A 12,801-nucleotide genomic window follows, 5' to 3' on the forward strand; every position below is an offset into this window, starting at 1 on the left:
GCTAATGGCCGCTAAGCCCCTGAGAAGCTAGCATTTGCCCGTTAGGGCAGTTCGCAAGCAGCCGCTGGCGTTCTTCCAAATTCTCGCCTACGATGTGGATAGCGTCGTGGATGCGAATAGTATGCAAGGTAAGCTCACTGCCCTCGCTGTTGCCCGCCTGAAGACCCCCGGTCTCTATGGAGACGGCGGTGGGCTGTGGCTTCAGGTGTCTGGTAAGAGCGGGAAAAGCTGGGTCTTTCGATACACCCTGTGCGGCAAATCGCGCGAGATGGGTCTCGGATCGGCGAACACATTTTCTCTCGTCGAGGCGCGTCACAAAGCCCTCATTTGCCGGAAGCTCTGCTTCGACAACGTCGACCCAATCGAAGCCAGGCAGCAGCAGCGTCGCGACGCCGTTGTCGAGGCAGCCCGCGCTATGACTTTCCGGCAGTGCGGGGAGGCGTACATCGAGGCGCACAAGGCTGGGTGGCGCAACGCCAAGCACGGCGCGCAATGGGCTGCCACGCTCGAAGCCTACGTCTATCCGGTATTTGGCGACCGGTCAGTTCAGGCGATCGATACTGCGCTTGTGACGAAGGCGATCGAACCGATCTGGACCACGAAGCCGGAAACCGCCGTGCGGGTCCGCGGTCGAATCGAATCCATTCTCGATTGGGCGAAGGCTCGAGGATTTCGAGTAGGCGAAAACCCGGCCCGTTGGCGCGGGCACCTTCAAAACCTTCTCCCACGGCGTGCCAAGATCCAGCGTGTCTCGCACCACGCCGCCCTCCCCTTCGTCGAGGTCTCGGCATTTATGCGCCTGCTTGAAAGCCAGCCGGGCCTTGCTTCCAAACTAATGCTTTTCACTATCTTGACCGCAGCCCGCACGGGTGAGGCACTCGGCGCCCGCTGGTCCGAGATCGACATGGAGACTGGGATTTGGGTTGTGCCTCCGGAGCGGATGAAAAGCGGTGCGGAGCACAGGGTGCCGCTCTCCAAAGCCACTCTGACCCTTTTGGCTCAGATGCGCGGTCTCGACGAAATATTCGTGTTCCCTGGCGGACGGCGCGGCAAACCGCTGTCCAACATGGCGATGCTCGTGCTGCTTCGACGAATGGAGCGCACCGATCTCACGGTTCACGGCTTCCGGTCGTCGTTCCGCGATTGGGCTTCCGAGACGACCCACTTCCCGTCCGAGGTGGTTGAGATGGCTCTGGCTCACACCGTCGAGTCCAAGGTCGAACGTGCATATCGGCGCGGCGATCTTTTCGAGAAGCGGCGCGAGTTGATGGATGCTTGGGCAAAATACGCTATAGTAGATTGAAATGACCATGGCCGAAAATGCGCAATGGCTATCTTTGAAAGAAGCCGTCGAGTTTGGTGCTACTCAGGAGGTGCTGCCGAGTCATGCCTTGGTTAAACTTTTTGAGGCCTTGAAGGCCGAGAAAATAAGATCGCGTGCTGAGAAAATAACACGAACGAGAAATGACGTCGTCCGAGTAGCCAATACTTTTTTCTTGCAGGGTTCGGACTGGATTAACGCTCTGAAAAAGGAGTCCGGGTACTTCTTGGAATATGACCACAAAAATACTCACATTACAGCAACTATCGATTCATCAGTGCCAGGAACTAAAGAAACCTGGCGCGCAGAAGGTCTCCAAGTTTTTAGAAAGCATGTAGAACTTTTATGGCCTGTTGCCGGCGCAAGCAAGGTCATGGTCACCAATCCAAAAGCTCGGGCTGGTCGACCGATGAAATACGAATGGTCTAGATTAGCTGGGTTTATCGCGCATTATATAGTTCAAAATGATTATCCAAAAAAAAGATCTATTCTAAATCAGGTGGCGTGTCTCTGGTTTGAGGAAAACGGAGGGTATCCAGATAAGCGTGAGATAGAGCGGTTCGTAGAGGAATTGTACCGCTATAAGGCGAGCAGAGAATAAGAGCGCGGGACAAAACCGCGTTGAGCGGGTTAGGCGGGCATGGGCACTCTTGTACCTGACGACCTCTGGGCGGTGATCGAGCCGCTTCTTCCATGCGAGCCGGAGAAGCCGAAGGGTGGTCGGCCGCGCGCTTCGGATTGGGCGGCACTGGCGGGCATCATTCTGGTTCTGCGCACGGGCATGCAGTGGAAGCATGTGCCGCGCTCCGATGTCGGCTGCAGCGGCAAGACGAGTTGAGGGCGGCTGGGCGTGTGGCAGGCAGCTGGCGTCTGGGCCGCACTGCATCGCGTGATGCTGGAGCAGCTTCAAGATGCAGACGCGCTTGATTGGTCACGGGCCGCCCTCGACAGTGCGAGCCTGCCGGCGAAAAAAAGGCTCGCGACGGGGCCGAACCCGACGGATCGGGGCAAGCCGGGGACGAAGCGCCACCTCGTCGTGTACGCCAACGGCACGCCCCTCATGGTGAGCCTGTCGAACCATCGGCCTGACGCTCACCGGAGCCAACTGCCACGACAGCCGCATGCTGGCCGCCACCCTCGACGCGGTGCCGGGCGTGCGCACAGGGCGTCGGGGTCGCCCTCGGCGCAGACCGGACAAGTTGCACGCTGACAAGGGCTACGATCATCGCCGGTGTCGAGGTGAGTGCCGGGCGCGCAGCATCACACCGCGCATCGCCCGGCGCGGCATCGAGAGCAGCCAACACCTCGGCCGCTACCGCTGGATCGTCGAACGCACGCTGGCGTGGCTGGCTCGCTTCCGCCGGCTGACCATCCGCTACGAGCGACGCACTGACCTCCACCTCGCCTTCACGACCCTCGCCTGCGCCCTCATCTGCCGAACTCTGGCCAAACGGTTTTGTCCCTAGCTCTAATTGCGCCGTATTTCCCCGTATTTCCCCGGAGACATCGAGGTCGAATGAGGCGAAGTTCCTTGTCATCCGCTAGAGCACCGGCGGGCACACGAGGACAATCGCCATGAGTACACAAAGCATTCAGACGCTGCAGGAAGACCTGCGAGCGCCAGATGGGAAGCTTTTGCATCGGATCAACGACACTTGCGATATGCTCGGTGTCGGCCGGACCACACTTTACCGGCTGATCGCCGAGGGAAAGCTCGTCACGGTGAAAGTCTATGGATCGAGCCGCGTCACTGACGAAAGCATTCGCGCTTTCATGACATCGCTCATGATCGAGGCCGCATAGCACATGGCTAAAACAGTTGAGGGACGGAGCGCCAGCCAGCGCTCACGTCCCTCGGAAGTTGTCGCTCGCTCGATCGACGCTTTCGAAATAGCACTCGCTGCCAGCGAAATCCAGACCGCACGCATCGTTGCGTGCTTCGCCTTAAGCCCTGCGTTCGACGCGGCCATGGCAGACTTGGCCTTCGGGCAGGCTGACGGGAGGCGCGCATGAGTGCCCCCCACTCGCCTCGCGATCACATCGCGTACGGCTTGCTCGATGCCTACCGCGCGTTCATCGCGGAAACCTTGGCCGGCGCCGAGATCCATGCCCGGATCGGTCAGAGCTACGTCGAAGCCGGCGATGATGCCGGTCTCAAATATTCAGTTCGGTGCCTGATCGCGAACGTCCGCGTGGCGGCCAGCGTCCTTGCCGAACTGAAGAAGTTTAAGGCGGAGCAGGCAGAGCGACGGACGCCTGCCCCCGGCCAACATCCCGCAACCGACAATCTGGAGGTGCGGGCATGAAATTCGCCCCATCCGCCAACGAGTTGGAGTGTCTCGGACCGGCGGCCGCCGACGACTGGCACGATCGTCATCATGCACCTATTGGCGCTAGAAGCACTGCCGGCACAGAAGGGCATGGTTCCTGGGGTGAGCCGGATCTCAGCCTGCTCGGAACTGGCCGCCGCCCGGCTCCCGCCTTCCCGCTATACCTCCTCGGTCCGTGGGCCGACTGGTGCGAGCGCAAGGCTCGGAGTGCTTCGGCGCCGGTGGACTACGTTTCGGTGGCGCTGCTCGCGAGCGTCGGTGCGACGATCGCAAACGTGCGCTGGCCTCAGGCCGGTACGGCTTGGACTGAGCAACCGGTCTTGTGGTGCAGTTTAGTCGGACCCCCGTCCTCGTCGAAGTCACCGAGCATGGACGCGGCATTCTCGCTGGTGCGCTTTGCCGAAGATCGGATGGCCTACGGCTTCGAGCTGGTGCAGCAGGAGCACGCCACCATGAAGCAAGCATGCGACGCGCGGGTCGAGGCTTGGAAAATCGAAGTTAAGACAGCCGTAAAGAACGGTGACCCAGATGTGCCGCCGATGCCGGACAATGCCCACGAACCGCCGGCTCCGGTCTGCGCTCGTATTCGCGTCGCCGACGCTACCGTTGAGGCACTCGGCGCATTGGCGGCAGGCCTGCCACGCGGCCTGCTCCTCGTGCGCGACGAGTTGGCTGGATGGCTCGGCGCCTTCGACAAGTATGGCGGCGGCGGGTCCGATCGAGCCTTCGCGATCGAGATGTATGGCGGAAGATCGTACGTCGTCGACCGGATGAAGAACCCAGAGCCGCTACACATCCGACACCTCAGCATCGGCGTGCTGGGCGGCGTCCAGCCCGACAAGCTTGAGATGATCCTCAACGGCCCAGACGACGGCCTTGCCTCACGCCTGCTCTGGGCATGGGCGGACACCAAGCCCAAGTTCACGCTCGCGCGTGGTGTCGAGGACGGCCGCCCAGCTCGAAGCAGGCCGCGGTGCTCGACGACATCGCCGCGCAGATCAAGCGCCGGCCGTGATCCCGAGCATAGACGCATGGAGACCGTTCGCAGCGGGCCTCGATCAGAGCGAGCGCGTCGCACGGGTGCGGTGCCTACTCGCAATCGTGCATCTAATCACCGGCCCCGCGGTCGCGCTGCCGTGGCGGCCCTGCGCGCCGCTGAGACGGACGTGGACGCGCTGCCGACGGCGCTCGCGGAGATCGGGCGTCTCGACGCCCTCGACCGGCGGCGGGCGCTGGCGAGCTACGCGATCATCACCAAGCCCGACGTTTGACCCTTTCCGAGATCCGCGCGCCATGGGCGGGGTCGGTCGATCCCAGCTGACGGGAGTCGGTCGGCCAATGCGCGACGCCTGGGGCGCAACGATCACTCGCTCGGCTGCTGCACGTCTGAATCGTAGGATGCCGCCACGCACTCGACAACGATCCATTTCTCAATTGTTACACGATATCCGCGGTTTCTTGTTGCAGTCCAGACCTTCTTGAAAGCAGCAACCGCACTAGACAACGTATTAAATTCACCTCTTAGCGTTGTGTTTGGAAGCTTGTACCAAACGTTCCTTCCGCTAAGGGACCATGCGTGCCAGCCTAACCCTTCAGCTTCCGCGATGAACGTAGCATGCGGATCATGCGGCGCGTCTTGCAAGTCGTAGGTGACTAAAAACTTCGGCATCTTGGTGCTCCTCGTTGCCGAATCAATCTTCAGCTCCGCCAACTTGAGATTAGCAGGGTAATCCGATGCACGTCTCGTTCACCGGGGCCGGGCGCGATGCGCTCGACGCCGCCCTTTCGCGTGCGTCGCAGACCGCGCCGCACCGGCGTCCGTTGCTCTGGGCTGTTCGCTTCGAGGGATGCGGCTTGGTGATGGTAGCGCAGAGCCGGCGTCCGTTCACCGTGTCGGCCGACCCGCCGACGATACTCATCGTGGGTGACGACCTCGCGGCGGCGCTCGGCCCGAACGGGTTCGACCGGAAATCGATCATCGCCTTCCTCGCGCGCTGCGGAGCCGTGACCATCGTCGCGTCCGAGCCCGTGGTACCGCTGTACGCCGAGACCGCACAGTGGACGGTCAAGCACCGCCAGCCAGTCGCCACCATTGAGACCCGGCCGGAGCGCGAGGCGGAATGGCTCGACCTCGTGCACGCCGTCGCGCCGGCCGACGTCGCGATCGTGCTGGCGACCACGCGCCAAGACCATCGCCCGTGATGACGCTGCGCGAGATGGCGCACGCCCTCGGCGGCGAGGTGGCAGGGCATCAGGTGTTGTGCCCAGGTCCCGGTCACTCGGCGCGGGATCGCAGCGTCACCGTGCGCCCGGGCCCCGAATCGCCCGATGGGCTACGCGTGCATAGCCATGCTGGCGACGACTGGCGCGCGGTGAAGGACTACATCGCCGGGCGGCTTGGGTTGGGTCGGGAGCGTCGCGGCCAAGCGAAGCCTGCGCCAGCCCCGCTTTCTCGGGTGTCGCCACGGGCTGCGGGGGTGGACGCGGACCGGCGCCGACGCGCGCTTGGCGTGTGGTACTCGGTCGGCAATCCGACCGGCACGTTGGTCGAGCGCTACCTGGCCTCGCGCGGCCTCGACCTGCCCGCGACCGTCGCCGGTGAGGTGTTGCGCTTCCACGCGGCGTGCGCGTTCGGCGAAGAACGGTTGCCGGTCATGGTCGCGGCGCTGCGATGCGTCCGCACCGATCAACCGCAGGCTGTTCACCGGACCGCGCTCGCGCCCGACGGGACCAAGGTCGGCCGCAAGATGTTCGGGCCGGCCGGCGGCGCGGCTGTGAAGCTCGACCCGGACGACGCGGTGACGCGCGGGCTGGCGATCGGCGAAGGCGTCGAGACGTGCCTTGCGGCTCGGCAGCTCGGCATCCTGCCGGCATGGGCGCTCGGTTCGGTCGGTGCGATCCGCACGTTCCCGGTGCTGCCCGGCATCGAGGCGCTGACGATCCTTTGCGAGACGGACGACGGCGGCGCCAGCGCGGCGGCGGCACGAGAATGCGGGGCGCGGTGGCACGCGGCCGGCCGCGACGTCATCCTCGCGACCCCGCGGGTGCCCGGCGACATGAACGACGCAATCCGGGAGGCTCGGCGCTGATGGCGGACGCAGAGCACCTGTCGGCGGACGATCACGTCGAGTTCGCCCCGTTCGCACCCGACGCGCCGGATGTAGCGGCAGGCGCCGGCCCGGCGCCGGTGACGATCCAGGCGACGCCGTACCGGTGGCGCGACCCGGCGACGATCCCACCGCGGGAATGGCTGTACGGTCGGCACCTGATCCGACGGTTCCTGTCGACGACGGTGGCGCCCGGTGCGGTCGGCAAGTCGAGCCTCGTGCTCGTCGAGGCAATCGCCATGGTGACGGGCCGGCCGCTGCTCGGAGTGACGCCGCCGGCCTGCCTGCGGGTCTGGTACGTGGCGCTGGAAGATCCGCTGGAAGAGATTGAAAGGCGCGTGGCCGCGATCTGCATTCGTTACGGCATCGAGGCGCGGGAGCTTGAGGGTCGGCTGTTCCTCGACAGCGGTCGGACGTCGGAAATCGTCATCGCGATTACGACGAAGGATGGGGCCAAGGTCGCCGAACCGGTGGTCGAGGGACTGGTCGCGACGATCGTCGCCAACCGGATTGACGTGGCGATGGTCGACCCCTTCGTGTCCTCGCATCGGGTCAGCGAGAACGACAACGCGGCGATCGATCTGGTCGCGAAGGCCTGGAATCGGGTGGCCGAGACCGGCCGGGCTGCGATCGAGCTCGTGCACCACGTCCGGAAGGGCCAGGGCGGCGGCGCCGAGTTCACGGTCGAGGACGGGCGCGGGGCCGGTGCGCTGCTTGCCGCGGCTCGCTCGGCGCGGGTCCTCAATCCGATGTCGAAGGATCAAGCCAAGCGCGCCAACTTTGCCTCGCACCGCGGCTACTTCCGGGCCGACAACGGCAAGGCCAACCTCGCGCCGCCCTCGGACCGCAGCGATTGGTTCAAACTCGCATCGGTCGAGCTGGGCAACGGGCCCAGCGGCGGGGATCACGTCGCTGTGGTCGAGCCCTGGCAATGGCCGGACATGCTGGAAGGCGTGACAGTCGACGACCTTCGGAAGGCGCAGCGCGCGGTCGCCGCCGGCCGGTGGCGGGAGGACGCGCAGGCGAAGGATTGGGCCGGCATCGCCATCGCCGGTGCGCTCGGGATCGAACTCGACGTCGGCGGCAAGGGGCGGGTGAAGGCGATGCTGAAGGCTTGGCTTGCCTCCGGGATGTTCGTGGTGGTCGAGGGCCGTGACGAGAAGCGGAACAAGCGCTCGTTCATCGAAGTCGGAGAGACGGCCAGCGATTAGTAGATGTAGCTCTCCCACCGGTCGAAGACGACTTGAGCCCCGAGCAGGCCGACGTAGTTCCTTGTCTTGATCTCGTCTTTCGTCATTTCATCGACGACGATCGTGACGAAGTGAGCGCCTTTGCCAGCATCAAGGACCTGGGGTTTCCCTTGGAGTCCGGACGGCAGGTGCGTCGGGACTTTTGCTCGAATGGACAAGCATCCTGATCCGGTATTTGCGCCGCAACGCTGCCTCCATCCGCCCCACCTCGCCTCGGCCCGGAAACCCCGGTGCCCCGCCCCGCCACACCTGCCCCACCCTAAAGGGTGGTGGGGCAAGTGTGGCAGTGGGGCAAGGCATTTCAGGCGCCACACCGCCACACCTTGCCACGCCTCACTTTCTCAGGGTGGGGCAGCGCCATTGGGGCAGCCATGTCGAAACCCTGGCAGCCGATGGAGATTGCACCTCGCGATCGCCGCATCGCGATCTGGGCCGAGCGGTGGATCGCCTACCCATGCGCGCCTCCAGGAGGTGGCGCAGGTGCTGGAACGCTTCGGGCAGATCCCAGCCCTGGAGCGCGGCCGCCTGGTCGAGGGCGTTCGGTTTGATCTCGATCAGCGCGAGGTAATGCAGCGGATCGGACACGAACACGCTGGTGCCGTAGCTGCGCTCATGCCGGGCGATCTCGATGCCGCCACACAGGATTACGACCTCCTCGACGAAGCCCTTCACCAGCACGTCCCGGAAGCCGTAGGCGGTCGGCACCGAGTAGTCGTTGCAGCGGTAGCGAACCAGCGCGGTCGAGGAGACGCGCCCAGCCCGCTTCTCGCACGGCTCCAGCGGGACCGCCGGCAAGGAACGCAGAACGGCACGATCGGCGACCAGTCGCGTGCCGATGCTCTCGGCATGCTGTCCGGCCCGCTCATCCTGCCGGGTCCGGCAGCGTCGCTCCAGATCCGCGTTCAGCGCCTCGAACGAGGCCGCCTCCGGGGCCGGGGTCATGAAGTTGGACCGGGCGTACTTAACCAGGCCTTCGGCGTTGCCCTTGCCCGGACGCCCGAAGCGGTCCCGGAACAGGTAGTGGCTCACCAGCTCGGTAAAGGCACGGGTACGTTCGCGCTGGCCTCCGCCGCAGATCTTGGCGACCGCGATCTTGGTGTTGTCGTAGAGGATCGACAGCGGCACGCCGTCGAAGAACTCCATGGCAGCGACATGCCCGTCGAGGAACGCCTCGGTGGTCTCCTGCGGATACGCCTTCACGAAGCAGGCGTCGGAGTGCGGCAGGTCCATGCAGAAGAAGTGGATCTTCCGGCCCACGCCGCCGATGGTGGCGACCGCCTCGCCGAAGTCGACCTGGGCATGGCCCGGCGGGTGCGCCAACGGTACGAAGGTCTCCCGCCCACTCGCGCGTGCGATCCGGACGTGATCCTTCACCACCGTGTAGCCGCCAGCGTAGCCGTGCTCGTCGCGCAGACGCTCGAAGATCCGCTTGGCCGTGTGCCGCTGCTTGATGGGTGCGATCCGGTCCGCCTCCAAGATCGCATCGATCACCGGCAGTAGCGGCCCCAGCTTCGGCTTCTCGATCGGCTTGGTGCGAGTATAGCCCGGTGGCAATGAGAACCGGCACATCTTGGCAATCGTCTCGCGATTGAGCCCGAATACCCGGTCTGCCTCGCGACGAGAGTGGCCGTCGATGAAAACGAACTGCCGAACGGCCGCGTAGACTTCCACGGCAAACATCCTGGGCCCCTCTCGAAAGAGAAGCCTCTCCACTGGCCGGCTTTTACCCCGGCCGCATCAGCAACCCGCCGACGCTCCAGTGGATGGTTTTGTCACCGCCCTACACACCACGGTCAACCACACGGCCGAGACCAGGAAGTAGACGGCGCCGAACGCGGCGTAGGGGGCGATGTCCGTGATCCCCGGCGTCAAGGCACCGTTCGCCTTGAAGATGAAGTGGGTGCCTGCGAGGGCTGACTGGGCTCCGCTGAGCGCCATCGCCCACTGGGCACCCGCCTGCCACCGCCGCACACCGGTCGCAAGCTGCAACAAGCCGGACAGGATGGCCCAGACCCCAAATACCGTCAGTACCGCGTGCATGCCCCATCCGAGCGCGACGGCTATCGCGACGGCGACGACGGTGCTGGCGGCCACGTTGAGGGCCTGGCTGGGATTGGCGGCCAAGCCGCCACTGCGACGCGCGTCGATGACGTTGGCGACGGCATCCCAGGCGGGATAGGCGACCACGAGCGCTGCCGCGGCCGGCGTCACGGCGTTTCCGATGGTGAAGGCAGCAGCGACCCAGCCGACGGAAACCCCGGCACGGAGGAAGTAATAGGAGCTCAGCCAGCGCGAAGCGTCACGGCCGGGTCTTTGGACGGTCGTCATCGATGTTCCCTTCGGGTGAGCGGCGAGGCGGAGGATCGGGACAGGGGGCAATCACGCGGAGGACGCCGGCGACCGAAACGCCGGGCTTCGTGAAAGCGGTGTCTTTCCAGGGGGATATGCCTCGCTTCGGAAGGCGCTTTTACAAACGGACGCCGATGGCACCCATGACCGGATTGCTGGAAAACTTGACCACTCCTCCGGAGAGTGGACCGAGCGTTGCCACCGGCGACCTCCTCTCCCTCGTCCTGGCGCAGATCAGGCTCACCGGGGACCACGTCCGATCCCTTGAGGTCGAGCCGTCGGGGATCTTGGACCTGGAGGTCGGAGCCGCTCATGTCCTCGTGGTCGCCGAGGGTTCGCTCCACGTCGAGGGCGATGGCGAAGAACGCGTCGTCATCGACACGGGCGATCTCGTGCTTCTGCCTCGCGGGCTCGGAGGAGCCAGGCTGGTGGCATCCGCCTCGCATGCTTCGGTGATCCTTTGTCAGTTCTGGTTCGATCCCTACACCCTGCGCGGCATGGTCTCGGCCTTGCCCGGGCGCATCCACATTCGGCGCGACGAGGGGGCGGGGTGGCTGGAGGGCATCGTACCCTTCCTGATGGTCGAGGTGACCGACGACGAGCCAGGCGCGGCCCTGATGATCTCGCGGATCATCGACGTCATCGTCATCCGCACCCTTCGGACCTGGGTACGGCGCGGGCACACCACCGGATGGCTGGGAGGTCTCTTGGACGCCCGCATCGCCCGGGCGTTGAAGGTCATGCACGAGCGTCCATCACGTCCCTGGGGCGTCGAGGCCCTGGCGGACGCGGCCGGCATGTCGCGGTCGAGCTTCTGCGAGCGGTTCACGGCACTCGTCGGGCGCTCGCCCCTGCGCTACCAGAACGAGTGGCGGCTCACGCTTGCCCGGGACATGCTGGTCGCCCGCGAGGCGCGTGTTGGTGAGGTCGCATTGCGCGTCAGCTACGCGTCGGAGGCAGCCTTCAGCCGCGCCTACAAGGCCATGTTCGGACACCCGCCGCGGGACGAACCTGCGCTGTCGAGCGGTGCCGGATCACGCGAGCAGGACGGCGACTTGCGACAGGGGAACTGAGCGAGTCGAACCCACGCTGGGTCCGCGCATCGACGACCATCATAGCAGCCTGTAACGCTAGGTCGTGTGTAGCAGGCCGTCCGCTTTTGTGATCGCTCCACTCCAAAGCAGCCCTTCCGCTTTCGACCCAACCCGGTTGTACGGGCTACTGCCACCACCGCCCTAAACCGGACGTCCGCCCGGATTCTCACGCAGGCGAAAACGATTGACAGGCTTGTTCGCTTGCGGGGAGGGCGAACATTCGAGCTTACTCCGTTTCGCGCTGGCGTAGAAGGTGAATCAACCCGCGGCCTTCCTGTTGACCGAGGAACACGTCTCCCTGTTCAACCAGCACACACGTTATCCTCGGCCCTCGTACGAATATCAGAACCGCAGAGAGTATATATTCCTGTCTTATAAAAGATAGCTATTATATTTACAGGAAGGATTGTGCTTGGTATCCAGTCGTGTCGCGAGTGGTTCGGCCCGGCCCAACGCCTTGGGATCCGGGAGACCGACTGCTCGAATCAAAGGCGGCATCAGACCGCTTACAAAACGAGCATTGCCGCCATGCGCGTGGCTTAAGGGAGGATGTCATGAGCTTGGTAACAGGCTTGCCATCGGACTTCACTGTGCCGCTGCTGGAAGTCGGCGGCGTTACGCTGCAGTATAAGACCCCCCATCACCTTGTCACAGCGACCTACCGGGTCAGCTTTAATGTGTTCCCAAGCGATCGGTTCGTCCTGCTCGGACCCTCGGGCTGCGGGAAATCTACCTTGCTGAAGTCGGTCGGCGGCTACATGGCGCCGACCGAGGGCCAGATCCGCCTGAAAAACCAGGCCGTCACTGAGCCCGGACCGGACCGGATGATGGTGTTCCAGGAATTCGACCAGCTCCTGCCCTGGAAGACCGTGCGCCAGAACGTGGCTTTTGCCCTTGAAGCCTCGGGACGCCTCGCTGGCCGGGCCGCCGACGAGCGGGCCATGCACTATATCGACAAGGTCAACCTATCGGCCTTCGCCGACAGCTATCCGCACATGCTATCGGGCGGGATGAAGCAGCGTGTGGCCATCGCCCGCGGCATGGCGATGGAGCCCGACATCCTGCTGATGGACGAGCCCTTCGCGGCGCTCGACGCTTTGACCCGCCGGCGGATGCAGGACGAGCTCCTGGCTCTGTGGGAGGAGACCCGCTTCACGGTCCTGTTCGTCACGCACTCGATCCCCGAGGCGATCAAGATCGGCTCCCGCATCCTCCTGCTCTCGCCCCATCCCGGCGAGGTCAAGGCCGAGCTTAACACGGCCAGCTCACCGCAGGAGACACTGCTACTGGAGCAGCGCATCCACCAGATGCTCTTTTCCGAAGAGATCAAGGAGGCGGAGAATGTCTAAG

At 64.4% G+C, this 12,801-nt stretch carries 12 protein-coding genes and 2 pseudogenes; 11 read left to right on the plus strand and 3 right to left on the minus strand.

The window, feature by feature from the left end:
* The first annotated feature begins 121 nt into the window (after positions 1–121).
* From MKK70_RS08160 to MKK70_RS08185, 6 genes and pseudogenes are all read left to right on the plus strand, one after another.
* The gene (locus MKK70_RS08160; RefSeq protein ID WP_243946774.1) at positions 122–1,303 is read left to right on the plus strand and encodes a tyrosine-type recombinase/integrase; all 1,182 of its coding nucleotides are present in this window, start codon (positions 122–124) and stop codon (positions 1,301–1,303) included.
* Position 1,304: 1 nt separating this feature from the next.
* Entirely contained in the window at positions 1,305–1,922 is a 618-nt protein-coding gene (locus MKK70_RS08165; RefSeq protein ID WP_243946776.1) for a hypothetical protein, read from the plus strand.
* Positions 1,923–1,961: 39 nt separating this feature from the next.
* Positions 1,962–2,787, plus strand: a pseudogene (locus MKK70_RS08170) (IS5 family transposase).
* Between the two features lie 109 nt (positions 2,788–2,896).
* A complete protein-coding gene (locus tag MKK70_RS08175; protein WP_243932912.1) occupies positions 2,897–3,124 on the plus strand; it encodes a helix-turn-helix domain-containing protein in 228 nt (75 codons plus the stop codon).
* Between the two features lie 206 nt (positions 3,125–3,330).
* Positions 3,331–3,627: a hypothetical protein gene (locus MKK70_RS08180; RefSeq protein WP_243932913.1), complete on the plus strand. Its 297-nt coding sequence runs from the start codon at positions 3,331–3,333 to the stop codon at positions 3,625–3,627.
* Positions 3,624–4,922 carry a DUF3987 domain-containing protein gene (locus MKK70_RS08185; protein ID WP_243932914.1) on the plus strand — a complete coding sequence of 433 codons (1,299 nt, stop codon included), beginning with the start codon at positions 3,624–3,626 and terminating at the stop codon, positions 4,920–4,922. The genes MKK70_RS08180 and MKK70_RS08185 overlap by 4 nt, the downstream gene beginning before the upstream one ends.
* 92 nt (positions 4,923–5,014) lie before the next feature.
* Here the strand turns inward: MKK70_RS08185 and MKK70_RS08190 are convergent, their stop codons facing one another.
* Positions 5,015–5,320 (minus strand): hypothetical protein, encoded by a 306-nt coding sequence (locus MKK70_RS08190; RefSeq protein ID WP_243946779.1) that lies wholly within the window; start codon positions 5,318–5,320, stop codon positions 5,015–5,017.
* Between the two features lie 65 nt (positions 5,321–5,385).
* Here MKK70_RS08190 and MKK70_RS08195 point away from each other — a divergent pair, with 65 nt between their 5' ends.
* Genes MKK70_RS08195 through MKK70_RS08205 form a run of 3 tightly spaced genes read left to right on the plus strand, consistent with a single transcriptional unit; the run spans position 5,386 to position 7,969 of the window.
* Complete coding sequence (locus tag MKK70_RS08195) at positions 5,386–5,853, plus strand: hypothetical protein (protein ID WP_243946781.1); 468 nt, start codon at positions 5,386–5,388, stop codon at positions 5,851–5,853.
* Positions 5,853–6,740 (plus strand): toprim domain-containing protein, encoded by an 888-nt coding sequence (locus MKK70_RS08200; protein ID WP_243932917.1) that lies wholly within the window; start codon positions 5,853–5,855, stop codon positions 6,738–6,740. Before MKK70_RS08195 ends, MKK70_RS08200 begins: the two co-directional genes overlap by 1 nt.
* Positions 6,641–7,969 carry an ATP-binding protein gene (locus MKK70_RS08205; RefSeq protein WP_243932918.1) on the plus strand — a complete coding sequence of 443 codons (1,329 nt, stop codon included), beginning with the start codon at positions 6,641–6,643 and terminating at the stop codon, positions 7,967–7,969. Before MKK70_RS08200 ends, MKK70_RS08205 begins: the two co-directional genes overlap by 100 nt.
* A 483-nt stretch (positions 7,970–8,452) precedes the next feature.
* On the opposite strand, the pseudogene istA reads toward MKK70_RS08205, so the two are convergent.
* Positions 8,453–9,688, minus strand: a pseudogene (gene istA / locus MKK70_RS08210) (IS21 family transposase); the annotation flags it as partial.
* A 57-nt stretch (positions 9,689–9,745) separates the two neighbouring features.
* A complete protein-coding gene (locus MKK70_RS08215) occupies positions 9,746–10,336 on the minus strand; it encodes a DUF308 domain-containing protein (protein ID WP_243932919.1) in 591 nt (196 codons plus the stop codon).
* A gap of 164 nt (positions 10,337–10,500) precedes the next feature.
* Here MKK70_RS08215 and MKK70_RS08220 point away from each other — a divergent pair, with 164 nt between their 5' ends.
* Positions 10,501–11,430: an AraC family transcriptional regulator gene (locus MKK70_RS08220; protein WP_243932920.1), complete on the plus strand. Its 930-nt coding sequence runs from the start codon at positions 10,501–10,503 to the stop codon at positions 11,428–11,430.
* A gap of 575 nt (positions 11,431–12,005) precedes the next feature.
* Positions 12,006–12,800, plus strand: a complete 795-nt coding sequence (locus tag MKK70_RS08225; protein WP_243932922.1) for an ABC transporter ATP-binding protein — start codon at positions 12,006–12,008, stop codon at positions 12,798–12,800.
* Position 12,801 lies beyond the last annotated feature (1 nt).

Source organism: Methylobacterium sp. E-041, assembly GCF_022829665.1.
Lineage (GTDB): Bacteria > Pseudomonadota > Alphaproteobacteria > Rhizobiales > Beijerinckiaceae > Methylobacterium.

Bases quoted from the DNA above. Each gene is read 5' to 3' on its own strand.
- MKK70_RS08160 (WP_243946774.1), top strand. From the start codon at position 122: ATGCAAGGTAAGCTCACTGCCCTCGCTGTTGCCCGCCTGAAGACCCCC.
- MKK70_RS08165 (WP_243946776.1), top strand. From the start codon at position 1,305: ATGACCATGGCCGAAAATGCGCAATGGCTATCTTTGAAAGAAGCCGTC.
- MKK70_RS08175 (WP_243932912.1), top strand. From the start codon at position 2,897: ATGAGTACACAAAGCATTCAGACGCTGCAGGAAGACCTGCGAGCGCCA.
- MKK70_RS08180 (WP_243932913.1), top strand. From the start codon at position 3,331: ATGAGTGCCCCCCACTCGCCTCGCGATCACATCGCGTACGGCTTGCTC.
- MKK70_RS08185 (WP_243932914.1), top strand. From the start codon at position 3,624: ATGAAATTCGCCCCATCCGCCAACGAGTTGGAGTGTCTCGGACCGGCG.
- MKK70_RS08190 (WP_243946779.1), bottom strand. From the start codon at position 5,320: ATGCCGAAGTTTTTAGTCACCTACGACTTGCAAGACGCGCCGCATGAT.
- MKK70_RS08195 (WP_243946781.1), top strand. From the start codon at position 5,386: ATGCACGTCTCGTTCACCGGGGCCGGGCGCGATGCGCTCGACGCCGCC.
- MKK70_RS08200 (WP_243932917.1), top strand. From the start codon at position 5,853: ATGACGCTGCGCGAGATGGCGCACGCCCTCGGCGGCGAGGTGGCAGGG.
- MKK70_RS08205 (WP_243932918.1), top strand. From the start codon at position 6,641: ATGCGGGGCGCGGTGGCACGCGGCCGGCCGCGACGTCATCCTCGCGAC.
- MKK70_RS08215 (WP_243932919.1), bottom strand. From the start codon at position 10,336: ATGACGACCGTCCAAAGACCCGGCCGTGACGCTTCGCGCTGGCTGAGC.
- MKK70_RS08220 (WP_243932920.1), top strand. From the start codon at position 10,501: ATGACCGGATTGCTGGAAAACTTGACCACTCCTCCGGAGAGTGGACCG.
- MKK70_RS08225 (WP_243932922.1), top strand. From the start codon at position 12,006: ATGAGCTTGGTAACAGGCTTGCCATCGGACTTCACTGTGCCGCTGCTG.